Source organism: Croceitalea rosinachiae, assembly GCF_031846445.1.
Classification (GTDB): domain Bacteria; phylum Bacteroidota; class Bacteroidia; order Flavobacteriales; family Flavobacteriaceae; genus Croceitalea; species Croceitalea rosinachiae.
Genome location: NZ_JAVRHR010000002.1, coordinates 840,652 through 858,339, shown reverse-complemented (window position 1 = coordinate 858,339; position 17,688 = coordinate 840,652). Strand labels below are relative to the sequence as shown.

The following is a 17,688-nucleotide window of genomic DNA, read 5'->3' as shown; positions in this document are numbered from 1 at the left end:
AAATGAAGCAAGGTTTAGTTGCATTTTTGTTAAGTGATACGTTATTTTTGAAATTATTATTATCAATTAAATATATCATGAAAATACTAGGTATCGGTTCGCGAATTAATCATTCAGAATATGGAAAAGGTGTGATTACCAATCTCTCATCCATTCATTATTGGGTAACCTTTATGGATAAGGGCTTAGAAACTATTGCCATTGATTCTGAATTCGAAGTAATTGAGGCCCTAGAAGATGATGTAGATTCCGTTAGTTTTTTTGATGTGGAAAGTTCTTTGGTCAAGATTTTAGAAAAGTGGAGTGATACCCATGAAAAAGTGGCTATCGCAGACAAATGGCGCAAAGGAAAGTTAGTTTTGGAATCTGGTGATACTACAGCGAGCAAAGAAATGCCCATTGACACTTTCTTTCATAAAATTGTAATGGTTCGTGACCGTATCCGTGTGATGGAACAAAAAATCAATAGTAGTAAGAATCTTGACGACCAAGAGAAGATTGATCTGCAGCAATACATCACGCGTATTTATGGTTCTTTGACCAGTTTTAATGTGCTTTTTAAGACTAAGAGTGATCATTTTGTTGGGGAGCGAGGGAAGCAAAACTTCTAGTTTTAAGAACTCTCCTTTTATCACTTAAATACTTCCTTACATTTAGGTACATGCCAGGGACAACTTTCTATTGACTTGTAATTTGTATCGCCCAATCATCATTGGCCTTTAATAAGTTTCGAATCGCATGTTTAATAATCCACTTTCGTTGTTTAGTAGCATTGACCGACCAATTTTCAATAAGTTCTTTACCCGTTTCCAGGTTATCTTTTAAAATATCGTTGATACAGTTTGCAACAGATTTTTGCACATACTTACTAGAATCATCCTTTAAATTTTCTAAAATCGGTAGGATAGGGGTAGGGTCCTTAATGAACAAATCTAATTTAGAGGCCCAAGGCAACCTTGGACGAACTCCTTCACTGGATAACCTACGTACATGTTTATTGGAATTCTTTGACCATCCTTCCATTATGGCAAAGGTTTGTTCAGGATACTTTTCCAAATATGGTCTTATGGTAAATTCGCCCGTGTTTCTTTTTGTAATTTCATAAATGGCATTCATAGAAGTTTCAAAATGCGCTAAGCCATATTTCTCTACATATTTGGCTATGGGCATTACCCAATAGTATTCTTTGAACATGCCAGTTTCTTTCTCATTCTCTGGGCCTAGAATTGGTATCAATTGCTGTATGGCAACGGCATAATCCTCATCAAGGTATGTTCGTAGTCCATCTGCAATAAATTCTACACGATCTTTTAACTCCAATGCACCGACACCATTTTCAACCAAGGCAACAAAGGCTTTTCTATCGAATTGTACGTTGTTTGCCAACAACTTAGTGGAAAGCTTTATTGCCAAATCTTTATCAAACCAAAGTTTTAACTGTTTGTGTGCCATTTTAAAAAATTAAACCGCTTGCTTTTTCTCACTAAGATACTTCCAATACCGTTTGGGTACATGTTGTGTGTGTAGTTTTCTATTGATGCGCGATTTGATATTGGTGCTTTGAAAATAGTTGTTCCAAAGCTCTTGGTAATCATATTCCCCTTCCGTAAAAGCTTTACTCTTTCTGGTGCGGTTAAAATGTATTTCTGATAGGTCTAAAGAAACCAGTTCTACACTATCTAAATTATAAAAGATACCATAGTTGCGTTTTACATCATAAATCAGCCATTGCTGGTCAGCATAACGGTTACGAAAATGCTTTGAGATAAGGGGAAGTACATCATAATCTGGTTCGATATTCGCAAAGTAGATGTCATCTTTGGTCAGTTGAAATCGCACAAAAGCTTCCATGCGATGTTTTTCACGCCCTACCTTACGCGCCAATTGCGAAATGTACAAGACTGTTTCATCAGAGAAGTCAGCTTGTTTTTTATCCTTGGTCGCCATCAGCTTTTTAATGTAATTAAATAGCATGGGTTCAATGCCCTCTGCTTCACTCAAAAAAGCAAAATAAATATTGGTAATGGCATTATGGCTTTTTGCCCGTACACCGTTCCATACCCGTTTGGCTTTGTTCACATTGGTGAAAATGGTTTCCGTTTCTGAGAACAATCCATTTTGGGCATGACCATTCTTTTGAACGTCAGCTACTTCAATTTTTTCTTCAAAAGCTATAAAAACTGCAGTTAGAAAGCCATTAAAGCTTCCGTCATAAATAAGGGTTTTTGATTTTTTCATTGTTATATTTTTTAGTGTCGGTTTGAGTGATTCGATGGAATCTAGATTTCTCAGTCGTAAACTTCTTCGAAATGACCTACGTTTTTTTGTATAATTTTTTTTAGTGTTCGTAACGATTTTTTTGATCTGCTTCTAAATTTGACATACTCATACCCCAAGTTTAAAATGGCTTGACGTTTGCGTTCTAGATAGTTTTGTTTTTCTAGTGTTTTTTCCATGCTCCTTAATTTATGTTATTAGTTCGAGTAATTCCTAACATTTAGGAATCGTATCGAGAACAAACTTTTCTTAAGATTATATTCTCAACACAATTTTCTATGCCTCGACTTCGCTCAGCATTGCGAAAACCAATCGAATTGACAAATCTTTCCATATTAGTTAAACAATGACAATTGTTGACTGTACTGATTCCTGAACTTACCACTTGAAGTCTGTAGAATCATTCCTTTGATTTTCTCCGCATCCAAATCACGGCTTTCCCAATTGCGGGAGTCACAAACCATAAAATACTTGGCACGGTTGAGGGCCACCCCAATCTTTTTAAGATGGTCCCAGTTCAGTTTTCTAAATCTTCGAGCCTGTAAAATCTTGCCTACTGATAACATGCCCAAACCTGGTATTCTGGCCAACATTTGTTTATCCGCTTTGTTGACGTCTACGGGAAAATGGCTCATATTTCGAAGGGCCCATGAGAGTTTGGGGTCAATATCAACATCAAGGTTTGGGTGGTCGTCGTTTACAATTTCGTTTACGGCAAAACCGTAAAAACGCAATAACCAGTCGGTTTGATACAATCTATTTTCCCGCAACATGGGTACTTGAGATCCAATGGAAGGTAATCGGCTATCTTCGGCCACGGGTACATAGCCCGAATAATACACCCTTTTCATGTGATACTTTTTGTAATAGTAGGTAGCTGAATACATGATGTCTTTGTCACTTTCGCCTGTAGCACCAATAATCATTTGGGTACTTTGTCCAGCTGGAGCGTATTTGGGAGTGCTTTTGATTATTTTACGTTCATTTTTGTAACGTAACAGCTCATTCTTCACCTTTAGCATAGGCTTGGTAAAGTCTTCATGTTTTTTATCAGGAGCCAATAATTTGAGGCCAGATACGGTGGGGACTTCTATGTTGACCGAAAGACGGTCTGCATACAATCCGGCCTCATACATTAACTCATCACTACATCCAGGGATAGACTTTAAGTGGATATAACCATTAAAATTTTCTTCGTCGCGCAGCTTTTTTGCTACAGCGATCAAGCGTTCCATGGTATGGTCAGGGCTTTTGAATATTCCTGAGCTTAAAAAAAGCCCTTCAATATAGTTTCTACGATAAAAATTGATTGTCAAATCAACAACCTCTTGAATTTTAAAAGCGGCACGCTTTACATCATTACTTTTTCTAGTGACACAATAGGCGCAATCAAAAATGCAATGATTGGTCAAAAGGATTTTTAACAGAGAAACACATCTGCCATCTTCCGTATAACTATGGCAAATGCCCATTTTTGAAGCATCTCCTAAGCCCTTGTTCTTGTTTTTACGATTACTACCACTACTAGAGCATGAGACATCGTATTTAGCGGCGTCTGCAAGGATATTCAGTTTTTCTTTTACTCTTTCAAAATTCATGATTGGAATTATTCCATTCAAAAATATGGAAATATTCCAATTATTGGAAATATTCCATAAAATATTTTGGAAATAATCCAAATTAGTTATATTTGAGTATGGAAAATGAGCTTACATTAAAAAGATTTATTGAAGTTCGGCGCGATTTGGGCCATACACAGGCAGAGTTTGCCAAACTATTGGGTATTTCTAGTACTACCGCCGATATTGAACGTGGGCGTACCAAACTTTCAGGTAAAGTTGTCGCCGAACTATTGCGTCAATTTAAAATAAACCCGCTATGGTTATTTGGCGAAAATGAGGCAAAGCATTTAGAAACTTCTCATACTAACGTGATTCCTAAAGTGGTAACAGTAGATAGTGCCGAACAAGATAATATGGTTTTGGTAAATGCTAAGGCGGCGGCTGGTTATCCGCAAAATATAGCAGATACAAGCTGGTACCAACAATTGCCTGCATTTGATTTGCCCATTCCTGAGTTTCGAAATGCGACCTATAGAGGTTTTCAGGTAGAAGGTGATAGTATGTTACCCAATTTGCACCCTGGAGAATGGGTGCTCGCTAGGGCAGTTGAACATGTTGACCATGTAAGTGCCAATAAAATGTACGTGGTGGTGCTACAAGATTCAGTTATGGTCAAGAAGATTGAAAAACGTCCAAACTCCAATAATATTACTTTGGTATCTTTGAACGAAACCTTTCCACCATATGATATCAAGCCCTTTCAAGTTCAAGAAATATGGGAAGTAAGCAGTAAATTGACTTTTAATGTAGATGCGACCACAGAGACCGGATTGTTACGTCAGCTTCAGGCATCTATGGAGGAATTAAAAAGACAGGTAGGGCAGGTCAAAAATTAAGAGCTATGGGTTATCTTTAAGACTTAAACCAACCCTTTACCGAAAATGTCAAGACTATTACCACTAGTCCTAATTTTGTTGAGCTTTCAACAGCACTTCTCTCAGGTTTCTGCCGACACCCTTAGAGTTGGTTTTACCAAAGCACCACCTTTTATTATTCAAGAAGATGGTTTATTGGAAGGAATTAACATTTGGCTGTGGAAACAGGTGGCCGATGACCTCAATTTAAATTATGAATTAGTACAATTGGATTTTGCCGATATGCTCGATTCCTTAAAACAAGGAAAATTAGATGTTAGCATTAATCCCTTGACAATAACTGGCGAGCGGAGCAAAGAAATGGAATTCACCCATTCTTTTTTTGCTTCTCATTCCACAATTGCCGTCGCACAAAAATCATCATTACAGCGCGTAAAACATTTTTTTGGCGCTTTTTTCCATATTAATTTTTTACGCGGGTTTTTACTATTGCTCATAATGTTATTGTTTTTTGGTCTAATTACGTGGTTGGCCGAACATAAAGGAAATCCTGAACACTTTCGACCAGGTTGGCGCGGCATATGGGATGGTCTTTGGTGGTCAATGGTCACGTTATCGACCGTTGGGTATGGGGATAAAGCGCCGAAAACACGAATGGGAAAAATTGCTGCTTTAGGACTGATGTTCAGTGGTTTATTGTTTGTTTCTGGCTTAACGGCTAGTATCGCTTCAAGCTTAACCGTTAACCAATTGGCCAATAGTACGGAAGATTTTAGTTCCTTCAAAAAAAGACGCGTTGGAACTGTCAAAAGATCTGAGGCAGATGCTTTTTTAAAGAGCCATTTTTTTAGAGATGTTAGTTTATATAAAGGCGTTTTACCTGGCTTGCAAGATTTAAGTGACCATAAAATCGATGGTTTTATTTATGATGAACCTATTTTACAATATCGGATTCGAAAAGACTCTTCCTTGAATAAAGTAGAATTATTGCCAATGAAATTTGATGTTCAGTTTTATGCCTTTGGGATTAAAAAGGATTCTGTTTTATTAGAACAAGCGATTTCACAGCGTATTCTTGAAATTATAGAAACCCAAGAATGGGAGGTAGTGTTATCAGAATTTGGATTAACTGAATTATAAATGCTTTCGGAATAGTAATAATCCCTCCTTAGCTCTAGTGATTTTTTCCTGACTTAGGAATCCTATCTTTTTTAAAAGATTAATAGAGGCTTTATTGCCTTCTGCTGTAATGGCTTCAACACTTTGAATTTGTAGATTTTTCTTTGCGTGCTTTAATATGGCATTTGAAGCCTCTAGGGTAAAGCCTTTTTTTGCAAATTCAGGAAGAATGGCAAACCCTAAATCTGGATGTTTTAAATAGTCACGCTGTAACAGTCCGCAAATACCAATGGGTTCGCGGTTATCTTTTAGAATCATTTTATACAAACCAAAACCATGCCTGGTATAGGAAGGAAGAATATTGTTTAAAATATAATTTTCTGCATCTTCTTCATTTTTGATGCCACGATTACCAATGAATTCAAGCCAACCAGCACTATTCATTAACCTAAACATAAATTGCGCATCACCTTTGCGAAGCTCTTTTATATTGAGTCTTTTAGTTTCTATATTTTCCATAAAAAGTTAAGGGTCAGTATTAGTGGAATATTATATGGCAAAGCAATAATGAAAGTAACAACCCGAAACCAAACCATTTTACTTGCTTACTGCCAAATTGCACATATTCATGTATTGGTTTAAATCCATTCTTGGCCATTGTGGGCACGGCAACCAATAAAATTCCAATACAGATGATTATTAGCGCTCGTATCAAATAATTCATATCTGGGTATAGCCATCTTGTAATTAAATTGACCGGAAGCGTAGCCATAAAGCCAATTAATGCCAACTTCTTTTTAGGGAAAACTAGAAACACTGCCACACAAATAATGACAACAAAGCCTGTATTAAAAATGTAGCGTAAGTCATTTAATGCATGGGTGAAGGCGGATTCTGCATTAGATATTTTATAGGATATTAAAAAAACAGCAGTTATGATACCAGTGAATAAACCCACTAAAATGGTTTTTCTGCCTGTAGCCACCACTTGCTGATCCGTGGCATCTTTTTTCAAGATACCTTTATAAATATCAATAGAAAATAGGGTTGCCAACGAATTAAATACAGAATCAATGGTACTCATTAAAGATGCGAAAATTGCACAAAGCATGATTCCTCGTAATCCAGTCGGTAAAAAATTCGTAACGATATAAGAAAACGCTTGATCAGGTTCATTTGCAAGCGCCTCTGGGCCTAGGATTCCTGCCAGCGCAATACCAGGAATTATTACGATCAATGCCATTAAATATTTCATGACCCCGCCGATCATCAGTCCGGTTTGAGCATCTTTTAAACTTCGGGCGGCTAAACTGCGCTGAATTACGGATTGATTGGCACACCAGTAATTTATATTTAAAAAGAACAAACCCAACATTCCAAGCCACGGTAGCTGTGGATGGTCAATAGGCAGATGAAGATGCATTAAATCAGGCGTTTTTTCATAGAGTTGTTCAAAGCCACCTAGTCTTTTGATGGAAACCCATAGAATCATAATTCCGCCCAAGGTCAAAATCCCAAATTGCAAAATATCGGTTCGTACTACAGCGGCCAAACCTCCAAAATAGGTATAGATAGCCGAGAAAACACCAAGAAAAATAATAAGGACAATCAATCGGGTCAACCTATTTGAGCTAATGAAGAGCAACTCATCTTGAAATACCAATTCAGCAACATAAGCTCCCCACATTAATGCAATACCTATTCCTAAAAAGGCGAACATCACTATGTTGGCGATAGAGTAGGTAAGAGAGACAGTTTTACCTAATTTGTTTTTAATGAATTGCGAAATGGTAACAACCTTATCTTTTAAATAGAGCGGCACAAAAATAAATGCAGCCATCCAGAGCCCTTGTATCGCGTTGATTTCAAAATTGGCCTGGGCTAAACCGAATAAGTAGGCAGATCCCATCATACCTAAAAATTGATAGCCATGAACGTTAGTGGCAATAGTTGAAAATGCTATCGAATACCACCTTAAATTCCGAGAGCCGAGAAAGTAATCGTCAATAGTGGCATCTTTATCTTGACGGCCTCTGAGTGCAATCACCATTACAAGAACAAAATAGATACCAACTACGACTAAATCCATAATTAACTCGATAATCGAGATTTAAATATTCCGACACTTGTGTCGAAATCTTAATTAAAGTTCCTTTCAATGCCTCAAGGGTTTGACCCGAGGCAGTTTATTTTCTTTTTCCATTTGCCAAGGGCGTTGAAGGAGCAGTTTTCGGTCTTCTACCATAGGCCTCAGGCAAGGAAACAGTTTTTAACCTAGGCAAAACATGTTTAGCGAATAGTCGACATTCTTCATAATGCGGATAACCTGAGAAGATAAAGCTCCGTATACCCATAGCAATATATCCTTGAATTTTTTCATATATCTGATCAGGATTACCGACCAAAGCAGCCCCACAACCAGAACGAGCTTTACCAATGCCTGTCCATAAATTGGGTTCTATAAATCCATCCATGTCCGCCGAGTTACGCATTTCAGCTTGTCTAGCGACACCTAAGGACTTTGAGTCCAAAGCTCTATCACGGATTTTATCACCTGATTGTGAATCAATTTTTGACATGATTTTTTTGGCATGTGCTTTGGCCTCTTCTTCGGTTTCTCTAACAATCATATGAATACGCAAGCCAAAATCTACAGTACGCCCTTTTTCAGCTGCTTTATCGCTCATATTTTGCATGAGCTCTTGAAGCCTTGACTTGCTTTCGGGCCACATTAAATAGACATCGCAATATTCTGCACAAAGTGTAACACCTGCAGGAGAGTACCCTCCAAAATAGAGTAGTGGCCCTCCGTTCTGCTGATAGGGTTTAATGGGATCGGTTTTTAAGCCATTAAGACTGTAAAAATCACCTTCGAAATTAATTTCTTCTTGAGTCCAGGCTTGTTTTAAAATTTGAATTACTTCTTTTGAGCGCTGGTATCTATTGGTCGAATCTAAATCTTCACCAGGTAAATTGGAAGAAATAATGTTAATGGTCAAACGGCCTTCAAGAATATGATCTAAGGTTGCAATGGCTCGCGCAAGCATTGGTGGATAGACTTCGCCACAGCGTATGGCAGCTAACAGGTTAATATTTTTAGTTTTAGGTGCTATTGCAGAAGCGAAAGTCATGGTGTCTTGCCCAACTTGATACGAACTTGGGCATAGCATATTCCGATACCCTAATTTATCAGCTGTTTTGACAATGGCAGAAGTGTTTTTCCAATTGCTTTTTAAATGGTCATCAAACTGACCCATATATTCAAAGTCTCCATTGCATATCGGAGCAAACCATGAAATTTCAGTACCCTCTAAGTCTTCTGAAGTAATTTTAATTTTACTCATTGTATCCTTTTACCTGACCCATTTCCAATTTTATAGGTCCAAATTCATGTGATTTTGGTAGAAAAGCACCACTTTCCACTACTACCCAATCATCCCAGCTCGCCTCAATACCGCCGATAGGAATTGTAGAAACCCACATTTTATAACTGTTCGGAAATCCATTTTCATTTAAAATCCATAGATAACTATCTCCGGGAGTATCACCACCTGAGGTATAGGTGACCAACAAGCCTTTGCTACCATCCTCTAAATCAACTATACTTCTCTCCGTTCCTTTATCAAAGACCTTATATGGTGCTACCAACCAAAAAGAATCATTATTAAAATATTTTAGGGCTTTTTTAATGATGTTCTTCTTTTTATTTTTTGTCAATACTGAGCCATTTTTGAACACTTTGCTTTTGTTGGGACTATTTAGATTAAAGCTACCTCATAACCATCCCATTTAACCTTGCAAATTCCCAAGACCTTATCCCAAAAAAAATGGTTTGCGCCACTTCTAAAGGTCCATTCTAGAAAGCGCGTGTTTTTATAGCGTTCCATATTAATGGTGGCAAGCATTTTTTGAGCAAGCGCATCAGCTTCTGGACCCTTATTTCCTTCAGGTAAAGGTTCGCTTTTGACCCATGCAAATAGGAGAAAGAACAGTATCCCTAAACCCAATACTAAGCTCGTAATTTTTAAGAACCTCTTCATGCAAACAACTTTTCCTTAATGCACATGGCAAATATGTTGACAGCTTTAGGGTACAATCTAAACCATAACTCTGGTTCAAAAATTTCTAATTCGGCTAATGCAAGATTTTCTTCATTGTCCTTGAAAATATCAACTCGCGCATAGATGGGTTTTTCTGGACAAGCGTTGACGACTGATTCCGCAAAATCAATTTGTTCTTTAGTAGATTGGTACAGCGCAACGGTACCACCGTAATCGTCTTGAACCCTAAAATCACCTTTTTTTGCTTTTTTGATAACCGCATGAGTGAACTGACCATTAAAAAGCATCATGGAAATTTCACCTTGATCAACAATGTTTTTTTGAAATTCTTGAAGCATTATGGTTTCTTTAGAAATGAGTTCTTGAAAAATAGCATCATGTTTTTTCCATTCAGAATAATGGAATTTGTAGGTATGTCTCGCCCCAGCAGCAATGCAGGGTTTTAACACGAATTCATCAGAATTGAATTCAAATTCTTCCATAGCTTTTTGAATGGCCTGTAAAAGACTTAGCTTTTCATCAGGTTCAACGAACAGTGTTTTTGGAATGTGAATACCTTTAGCCCTTAATTCCTGAAGATAGTGCTTGTCAATATTCCAACCAATTAATGACTTTGAATTAATAAAAGTGGTTTGTTGGGAAGTTTTTTCTACCCAATTATTAAACTTATCATAGTGTTCAAAATAATCCCAAGTAGTTCTGAAAAGGGCGTATTTTGTAGAAGTCCAATCAAAATAGGGGTCATTCCAAGCTACACGAATTACCCTTAAACCTATTATCTTAAAGGCATCTTCTAACAATTTGTCTTCTAGAAGTATATTGCGATTATAAGCATTAATTTCTTCAGGATTAATATACTTAGATTCTGTAAGAATTGTAATATCGAACATTGAATTGGAAACTATATTGGTGAAGATGGCTTAGTATCCGACTGCTTTGTCATCTCCTCTTTTATCAGCACCGCCTTCTAAACGACCATCAGGTAATACTTTTATAGCATCTACTTTGCCACCAATACGTGCTGGGCCTTCAAAAATATTATACCCTTTTTGCTTTAAGGTGGTCTTAAGCTCATCAGAAAAACCAACAGTTTCGAACATGATGATGTCAGGTAGCCATTGATGGTGAAAACGTGGGGCATTGACCGCATCTTGCATGCTCAAATCAAACTCGTGTACATTTAGTATGGTTTGGGCCACAAAATTTATAATCGTAGAACCCCCAGGAGTACCTACAACCATATAAAGTGAACCATCTTTTTCGACAATTGTCGGTGTCATAGAGCTCAACATTCTTTTTTCTGGTTCGATACTATTGGCCTCAGCACCAATTAGTCCGAACATATTGGGAACACCGGCTTTAGCGCTAAAATCATCCATTTCGTTGTTTAAAAAGATGCCTAATTCTTCGGAATACAGTTTTGAGCCGTAACCGCCATTCAGCGTGGTTGTAGCAGAAACGGCATTTCCTTTGCTATCAACAATAGAGTAGTGGGTGGTTTCCGTACTTTCCACGATTTCCACATTACCATTTGAAACGCTATCTGAAGAAGTCGCTTTATCAAAAGAAAAATCGGAAAAACGCTCCTCCAAATACGATTGGTTCAATAGCTCATCTAGGGGTATATCGGTAAAATCAGGATCTCCTAAGAAATAATTTCTATCCGCGTAGGCTCTTCTTGCCGCTTCGGTAAAAAGTTGGATAGCCTCGGCAGAGTTATGATCATATTGACCAATGTCATGTGATTCCATCATTTTAAACATTTGATTCATGGTCACACCACCACTGCTTGGAGGGCTCATAGAAATAATCTTCAAATCTTTATACGTAAAGGTGACGGGTTCACGCCATTTTGCTTTATACTTTTCTAGATCTTCTTCTGTTATAAAGCCTCCTTTTTCTTGAATGAATGAAGCCAATTTTTGAGCAGTTTCGCCTTTATAAAAGCCATCACGTCCCTCATTCATTATTTTGGTAAGCGTTTTTGCCAATTCTGGATACTTTATGGTGTCACCAGGTTGAAACCCTTGTGCAAATTTAGTGCTATCCCCGTTGACCTCAATAAAACGTTCTTTGTAACTCTCTATGCGCTTGGCCTGTTTTTCTGTGACTATAACGCCTTTGTTCGCCAAATCTATAACGGGCTGTAAAATTTCTTCCAAGGTCAAGGAACCGTGTTTTTTATGGACTTCGATTATTCCTGCAACTGTACCTGGCACCCCTATTGCGGTAGCGCCAACGGTACTCATATTCGGAATTACTTCACCTAAAGAATCTAAATACATATCTCTATGTGCTGATAAAGGGGCTTTTTCACGATAATCTAGCCCACCAATAGCACCATCCGCTTTACGATAAACTATAAAACCACCACCACCTAAATTACCTGCAAAAGGAAATGCCACAGCTAGTGCCATTTCAGTGGCAACCATTGCATCAAAGGCATTTCCTCCTTTTTGCATGATTTCAACGCCAATTTTAGAAGCTTCTTCCCTTGCGGAAACTACCATAGCCTTTTCGGCTATTTCTCCGGTTGGAATTACGGGAGCCTTTTTACAATTGATAAAGGGAATTAAAAATAAAAATAGTATTAGTTTTCGCATAGTGAGTTATATTTATGTTTGGAAAAGGTAATTAATTCTTCAAAAAAAGCGGTAAACTCGTTCTCAAAATCTGAATAGTGCTCTTCTAAGTCAACAATGGCAAAATTCATTTTTGATTTGTTTTTTGTTCTGCGGTTCATTCCATCCAGCACTCTTGAAATACCGGCTAAGTTTGCGTAATTGTACAACCAATTATCGGCAATCATATAGGGCATCATACGTTTCGTTCCTAATGGAAGGATTTCATAATTATCTTCCAATAAATCGTAAAAAGCGTCAACATAGTTGTCTAAAGGCACGTTAGAGTATCTGTTCCAATTTTTGGCTAAGAAATGGTCGTAGAAAATATCAACAATAACACGACTGTAATGGCTATAGTTCTTATGCAATCGTTTACTACTCTTTTTAGGAATAGAATGGGCATCGGTATAAGTGTCAATCTCACGATGCAATAGAATGCCCTTTTGAACGGTATCCGGTAAATGTTTGTATTTATTACCTCTTATGTGGTCGGCAAAAAAATTACCAAGCGTAATCTCAGGATTATCAAATGAGAGATAAATATGAGCCAAAAAATTCATTGACTCAATTTACAAATTCGAAACACGAATTAAGAACCATCAATCTATATTTGCAAAAACTTTTTAAACAATATGGCACTAATAAAATCAATTTCAGGAATCCGAGGAACTATTGGAGGCACTACTGGCAATAACCTAACACCCATTGATGCAGTGAAGTTTGCGGCATCTTACGGCACTTGGCTTAAAGGCTACGCGAATAAAGACAAACTAACTGTAGTTATTGGTCGTGATGCTAGATTATCTGGCGAAATGATTCAAAATTTAGTAGTTTCTACTTTTATTGGATTAGGAATTGATATTATTGATTTGGGACTTTCGACCACGCCCACCGTGGAGATTGCTGTTCCTTTAGAAAAAGCTGATGGTGGAATTATCTTGACCGCAAGCCATAATCCAAAACAATGGAACGCTCTAAAGTTATTGAATGAAAAAGGGGAATTTTTAGATGCGGCTCAAGGAGCAATTATTTTAGAGTTGGCCGAGAAGGAAGATTTTGATTTTGCAGAAGTTGATGATTTGGGCATTATTACTAAAAACGATGCTTATATAGATGTTCATATTGATGAGGTATTAGACTTGTCATTAGTAAATGCAGATGTCATTCGTGAAAAGAAATTCAAAGTGGTGGTTGATGGTGTCAATTCTACAGGGGGAATTGCTATTCCTAAATTACTAAAAGAACTAGGTGTTGAGGTCGTAGAACTCTATTGTGAACCAACAGGGCATTTTCCGCATAATCCAGAGCCTTTAAAGGAACATTTAGGTGATATATGTGATTTAGTCGTTAAAGAAAACGCTGATTTTGGTATCGTCGTAGATCCTGACGTGGACCGATTGGCTTTTATTAGTAATGATGGCGAAATGTTTGGCGAAGAATATACACTTGTTGCTTGTGCTGATTATGTCTTAGGAAAAACAAAAGGGGACACTGTTTCTAACTTATCTTCTTCGAGAGCACTTAGGGATATTACCCAAAAGCACGGCGGCACTTATGAAGCTGCTGCGGTAGGTGAGGTAAATGTGGTGACCAAAATGAAAGCTAACAATGCCGTAATTGGAGGTGAAGGAAATGGCGGTATTATTTACCCTGAAAGTCATTATGGCCGTGATTCTTTGGTAGGAACAGCCTTGTTTTTAATGCTGATGGCAGAAAATGGAGGTACCGTTGCAGATTTGCGTGCGAGCTACCCTAGTTACTTTATGAGCAAAAAGAAAATTCAATTAACTCCGGAATTGGATGTTGACGGAATTCTTACTGCAATGGCTAAAAAGTATGAAAATGAAGATCTTTCAACCATTGATGGAGTAAAAATAGATTTTGCGGAAAATTGGGTGCATTTGCGTAAATCAAACACAGAGCCTATTATTAGAATTTATACCGAAGCAAAGAGTCAACAAGAAGCTGATGGATTGGCAGATGCGATTATTGGAGAGATCAATGCGGTTGCAGGAATATAAATTATTTGCCCAAGCGATAAACAATTTTCTGGTTTTCGAATTCATTCTTGGAAATGTCGATTCTTTTATCGACATCAAGAAACAACTTCCATGTACCATCAATTTTCCTCAATCCTATATTAAATTTCCCGTAACCTCTTACTACTAAATTTTCGTCATTTTTGTTTTTACTGCTAAACTCATAATAACCAGTTTGATAGACTAAATCCCCAATATCGTTAATGGCAGTTGTCAATAGGGAGAAGGCAATACCTAACTGCCCACCATCTTTTTCAACTTGGTTCAAGAACCCACCGAATTCATCAAGATAAGGCAGACCAGATTTAACCGTGTTGTTGTCGGTGGTTACCCTAAAAATATCTGTGGTATGGATGGATTTCAGTTTTTCTGAATCCAATTCTGCATATGATTCCATAAAAGGAATCCAAACATCCACCTTAATGGAATCAACAAGAGTTTTCGATATTTCTCGCTTTTGCGATTGCAAAATCAAAGATATTGGGAGAAGTACAAGGAATAAAAATGTTCTCATGATAGTGATTTAATTACACTCTTTTCAGAGATTTAGAATAATCCGCTAATTACCCCATTTTCATCAATATCGATATTTTCAGATGCAGGATGAGCTGGTAAGCCAGGCATCCGCATAATGTTTCCCGTGATTGGGACTAGAAAACCTGCTCCAGCCGCGATTTCAATTTCGCGAACCGTAATGATAAAGTCTTTCGGTCTTCCTAATAATTTGGGGTTGTCTGAAAGTGATTTTTGTGTCTTGGCAATACAAATGGCCAAGTGTTCAAGGCCTAAGTCATTGATCTTTTTAAGGTCTCTTTTGGCCTGAACCGAATAATCCACATGTTTTGCACCATAGATTTTGGTGGCAATAGTTTCAATTTTCTCTTTTACCGATGATTTCCATTCATACATGGGAGTAAAATCTTCTGATGCGTTTTCTGCAATATCGATGACTTTTTTAGCTAACTCTAGAGCACCTTCTCCGCCTTTTTCCCAAACATTTGCAATGGCCACGTCAACCTCAAGCCTTTTTGCGACATCTTGGATAATTTTAATTTCTTCATCCGCATCGGTAAGAAACCTGTTAATTGAAATTACGGGCCTTACATTAAATTGCTTAATGTTTTCAACATGTTTCTCTAAGTTAGGAATGCCTTTTAACAGGGCTTGAGTATCGACAGTCTTTAAATCACTCAAAGGCGAACCACCATGATATTTTAAAGCACGAATCGTAGTCGTTAAGACCACAGCTTTTGGCGATAACCCAGCACTTTGGCATTTGATGTCAAAGAATTTTTCTGCGCCTAGGTCAAATCCAAAACCGGCTTCAGTGACCACATAATCTGAAAATGTCATACCCATACGGGTGGCAATCACAGAATTTGTCCCTTGTGCAATGTTTGCAAAGGGCCCACCATGAATTATCGCTGGATTACCTTCAATGGTCTGAACTAGATTCGGTTGTACTGCATCTTTTAATAGAGCGGTCATTGCTCCTTCAGCTTTTAAATCTCTTGCGTAGATAGGGGATTTATCGAAAGTATAGCCAATGAAAATGTTGCCCAGTCGTTTTTTTAAGTCCATGAGGTCTTCTGCTAAACACAAAATTGCCATAATTTCAGATGCTGCTGTGATATCAAATCCAGTCTCCCTGGGAATTCCATAGCCGGTTCCGCCAAGGCCAACGATTATTTGCCTGAGCGATCTATCGTTCATATCTACCACGCGCTTCCATGAAATTGTTCTCGGGTCAAGATTCAAAGAATTGGTTTTGCTCTGAATATTATTGTCTATTAGGGCAGAAAGTAAGTTGTGAGCTTTTTCAATGGCTGCAAAATCACCAGTAAAATGAAGATTGATATCTTCCATGGGCAATACTTGAGAGTAACCTCCACCTGTGGCACCGCCCTTTATACCAAATACAGGGCCTAAAGACGGTTCTCTTAAAACAACGGTTGTTTTTTTGCCTAATCGGTTTAAGCCTTCAGTCAATCCAATAGACATGGTCGTCTTTCCTTCTCCGGCTGGAGTGGGGGAGATTGCAGAAACTAAAATGAGATTAGCCCTGTTTGCTTTTTTCTTATCAATTAGTGATAGTGGTAGTTTGGCTTTGTATTTTCCGTAAGGTTCTAAAGCCTCTTCTCTAATATCAAGTTTTTTGGCAATTTTGGTAATAGGTTTTAGAGCAACTCTACGCGCTATTTGAAGGTCATTCATGGTATAAAGAATAGAATGGTCAATGTACAAAATATCATCCTATTGTTTGTTGGAAAAGAGGTATTGTCTTAATCTTTTAGCAGCCATTCCAATAAGGTTTTCTTAATGAGTTTTTCCCTATCCCAGACAATAAAGTGTCTCTCATTTTCAAGACTTATGGTCTCAATAGAATTTACATTAGTAAACTCATTTTGCATGAAATCGACATTTTGATAAGGTACTAGTTTATCGGCGGCACCATGTATAATCATGACATTTTGCGAAAGAGAAGCTAATTCGGGTTTCATTGCCATTAAGTCATCCTTCAACATCCAAAGCTCATCATTTGATGGCTTTAATGCGCCTGGGACCAAATACTTTAAAGGCACCCATGTCAAAGGTTTTCTCCATTTTTCTGGTTTTTCAGCTGCGGGGTCCAACGCACCTGCCAAAATCATTAAATTTTCATACAAAGTTGGTTGTTTCAATCCCATTTTTACAATCAATGGTCCACCGTATGAATGCCCAATTAGCGTAATGGGTTGGCCATTATCTATTTTTTTTACTAGTGAATTCAGTAGGTCAGCTTGTGGTTCAAGAGCCAAACTTGATCTAAAATCACTATGCCCAAACCCGGGCCTATCAACGGCAACCATTCTAAAGTTTTGCAATAAAATTGAATCTGTCAAATAGGCTTTCCAAGCATCCCAACTTCCTGGTGAACCATGTACAAAAACCAATGTTTGCTTTGAATCTTGTCCAGTTTTTATGTAATGAAGATTATCATCTTGTAGGTTAACAGTTTTGTTTTCATAGACAACTTCTTTTTCAGAAAAATATTCTTCAGTTTTTTTAACTGAAGTACGCATTGTCATACATGAATGGGCAAATATCAGATAGCTTATTAGAAAAAAATAAATGAAATAACGCTTTTTAAA

The 17,688-nt window shown here is 37.6% G+C and carries 18 protein-coding genes; 4 read left to right on the top strand and 14 right to left on the bottom strand.

The features are described from left to right. Nucleotides 1-77: 77 nt before the first annotated feature. Nucleotides 78-611 (top strand): DUF8685 domain-containing protein, encoded by a 534-nt coding sequence (locus RM706_RS11625; protein ID WP_311351652.1) that lies wholly within the window; start codon nt 78-80, stop codon nt 609-611. Nucleotides 612-678: 67 nt separating this feature from the next. Here the strand turns inward: RM706_RS11625 and RM706_RS11620 are convergent, their stop codons facing one another. The 3 genes from RM706_RS11620 to RM706_RS11610 form a co-directional block, all read right to left on the bottom strand. Further along, nucleotides 679-1,452 (bottom strand): DNA alkylation repair protein, encoded by a 774-nt coding sequence (locus tag RM706_RS11620; RefSeq protein ID WP_311351651.1) that lies wholly within the window; start codon nt 1,450-1,452, stop codon nt 679-681. A 9-nt stretch (nt 1,453-1,461) separates the two neighbouring features. Next, a complete protein-coding gene (locus RM706_RS11615; RefSeq protein WP_311351648.1) occupies nt 1,462-2,238 on the bottom strand; it encodes a TIGR03915 family putative DNA repair protein in 777 nt (258 codons plus the stop codon). 374 nt (nt 2,239-2,612) lie between these two features. Continuing rightward, a complete protein-coding gene (locus RM706_RS11610; protein ID WP_311351646.1) occupies nt 2,613-3,875 on the bottom strand; it encodes a putative DNA modification/repair radical SAM protein in 1,263 nt (420 codons plus the stop codon). A 98-nt stretch (nt 3,876-3,973) separates the two neighbouring features. On the opposite strand from RM706_RS11610, the gene RM706_RS11605 reads away from it, so the two are divergent. Further along, nucleotides 3,974-4,735 (top strand): XRE family transcriptional regulator, encoded by a 762-nt coding sequence (locus RM706_RS11605; RefSeq protein WP_311351644.1) that lies wholly within the window; start codon nt 3,974-3,976, stop codon nt 4,733-4,735. A 45-nt stretch (nt 4,736-4,780) separates the two neighbouring features. Continuing rightward, complete coding sequence (locus RM706_RS11600) at nt 4,781-5,854, top strand: transporter substrate-binding domain-containing protein (RefSeq protein WP_311351641.1); 1,074 nt, start codon at nt 4,781-4,783, stop codon at nt 5,852-5,854. On the opposite strand, the gene RM706_RS11595 is transcribed toward RM706_RS11600, so the two are convergent. The 8 genes from RM706_RS11595 to RM706_RS11560 all read right to left on the bottom strand — a co-directional run bounded on the left by RM706_RS11595 (nt 5,849) and on the right by RM706_RS11560 (nt 13,078). Beyond that, the gene (locus tag RM706_RS11595) at nt 5,849-6,352 is read right to left on the bottom strand and encodes a GNAT family N-acetyltransferase (RefSeq protein WP_311351639.1); all 504 of its coding nucleotides are present in this window, start codon (nt 6,350-6,352) and stop codon (nt 5,849-5,851) included. The genes RM706_RS11600 and RM706_RS11595 overlap by 6 nt on opposite strands. Before the next feature lie 19 nt (nt 6,353-6,371). Then, nucleotides 6,372-7,922 (bottom strand): SLC5 family protein, encoded by a 1,551-nt coding sequence (locus RM706_RS11590; RefSeq protein ID WP_311351637.1) that lies wholly within the window; start codon nt 7,920-7,922, stop codon nt 6,372-6,374. A 97-nt stretch (nt 7,923-8,019) separates the two neighbouring features. Continuing rightward, nucleotides 8,020-9,177 carry an LLM class flavin-dependent oxidoreductase gene (locus RM706_RS11585; protein ID WP_311351635.1) on the bottom strand — a complete coding sequence of 386 codons (1,158 nt, stop codon included), beginning with the start codon at nt 9,175-9,177 and terminating at the stop codon, nt 8,020-8,022. Next, on the bottom strand, nt 9,170-9,550 hold the full coding sequence (locus RM706_RS11580) for a hypothetical protein (RefSeq protein WP_311351633.1): 381 nt from the start codon (nt 9,548-9,550) through the stop codon (nt 9,170-9,172). The genes RM706_RS11585 and RM706_RS11580 overlap by 8 nt, the downstream gene beginning before the upstream one ends. 41 nt (nt 9,551-9,591) lie before the next feature. Next, complete coding sequence (locus RM706_RS11575; RefSeq protein ID WP_311351631.1) at nt 9,592-9,873, bottom strand: hypothetical protein; 282 nt, start codon at nt 9,871-9,873, stop codon at nt 9,592-9,594. After that, nucleotides 9,870-10,784 carry an ATP-grasp domain-containing protein gene (locus tag RM706_RS11570; RefSeq protein ID WP_311351629.1) on the bottom strand — a complete coding sequence of 305 codons (915 nt, stop codon included), beginning with the start codon at nt 10,782-10,784 and terminating at the stop codon, nt 9,870-9,872. Before RM706_RS11570 ends, RM706_RS11575 begins: the two co-directional genes overlap by 4 nt. A gap of 30 nt (nt 10,785-10,814) precedes the next feature. Then, the gene (gene ggt, locus RM706_RS11565) at nt 10,815-12,497 is read right to left on the bottom strand and encodes a gamma-glutamyltransferase (RefSeq protein WP_311351626.1); all 1,683 of its coding nucleotides are present in this window, start codon (nt 12,495-12,497) and stop codon (nt 10,815-10,817) included. Then, nucleotides 12,485-13,078 (bottom strand): acyl carrier protein phosphodiesterase, encoded by a 594-nt coding sequence (locus RM706_RS11560; protein WP_311351624.1) that lies wholly within the window; start codon nt 13,076-13,078, stop codon nt 12,485-12,487. The genes ggt and RM706_RS11560 overlap by 13 nt, the downstream gene beginning before the upstream one ends. A 72-nt stretch (nt 13,079-13,150) precedes the next feature. On the opposite strand from RM706_RS11560, the gene glmM reads away from it, so the two are divergent. Next, entirely contained in the window at nt 13,151-14,539 is a 1,389-nt protein-coding gene (gene glmM, locus RM706_RS11555; RefSeq protein ID WP_311351622.1) for a phosphoglucosamine mutase, read from the top strand. A 1-nt stretch (nt 14,540) separates the two neighbouring features. On the opposite strand, the gene RM706_RS11550 is transcribed toward glmM, so the two are convergent. The 3 genes from RM706_RS11550 to RM706_RS11540 all read right to left on the bottom strand — a co-directional run bounded on the left by RM706_RS11550 (nt 14,541) and on the right by RM706_RS11540 (nt 17,619). Beyond that, nucleotides 14,541-15,071 (bottom strand): nuclear transport factor 2 family protein, encoded by a 531-nt coding sequence (locus tag RM706_RS11550; RefSeq protein WP_311351620.1) that lies wholly within the window; start codon nt 15,069-15,071, stop codon nt 14,541-14,543. A gap of 32 nt (nt 15,072-15,103) precedes the next feature. Then, nucleotides 15,104-16,771, bottom strand: a complete 1,668-nt coding sequence (locus tag RM706_RS11545) for a formate--tetrahydrofolate ligase (RefSeq protein WP_311351618.1) — start codon at nt 16,769-16,771, stop codon at nt 15,104-15,106. 68 nt (nt 16,772-16,839) lie between these two features. Then, nucleotides 16,840-17,619 carry an alpha/beta fold hydrolase gene (locus RM706_RS11540; RefSeq protein WP_311351616.1) on the bottom strand — a complete coding sequence of 260 codons (780 nt, stop codon included), beginning with the start codon at nt 17,617-17,619 and terminating at the stop codon, nt 16,840-16,842. Nucleotides 17,620-17,688: the final 69 nt, after the last annotated feature.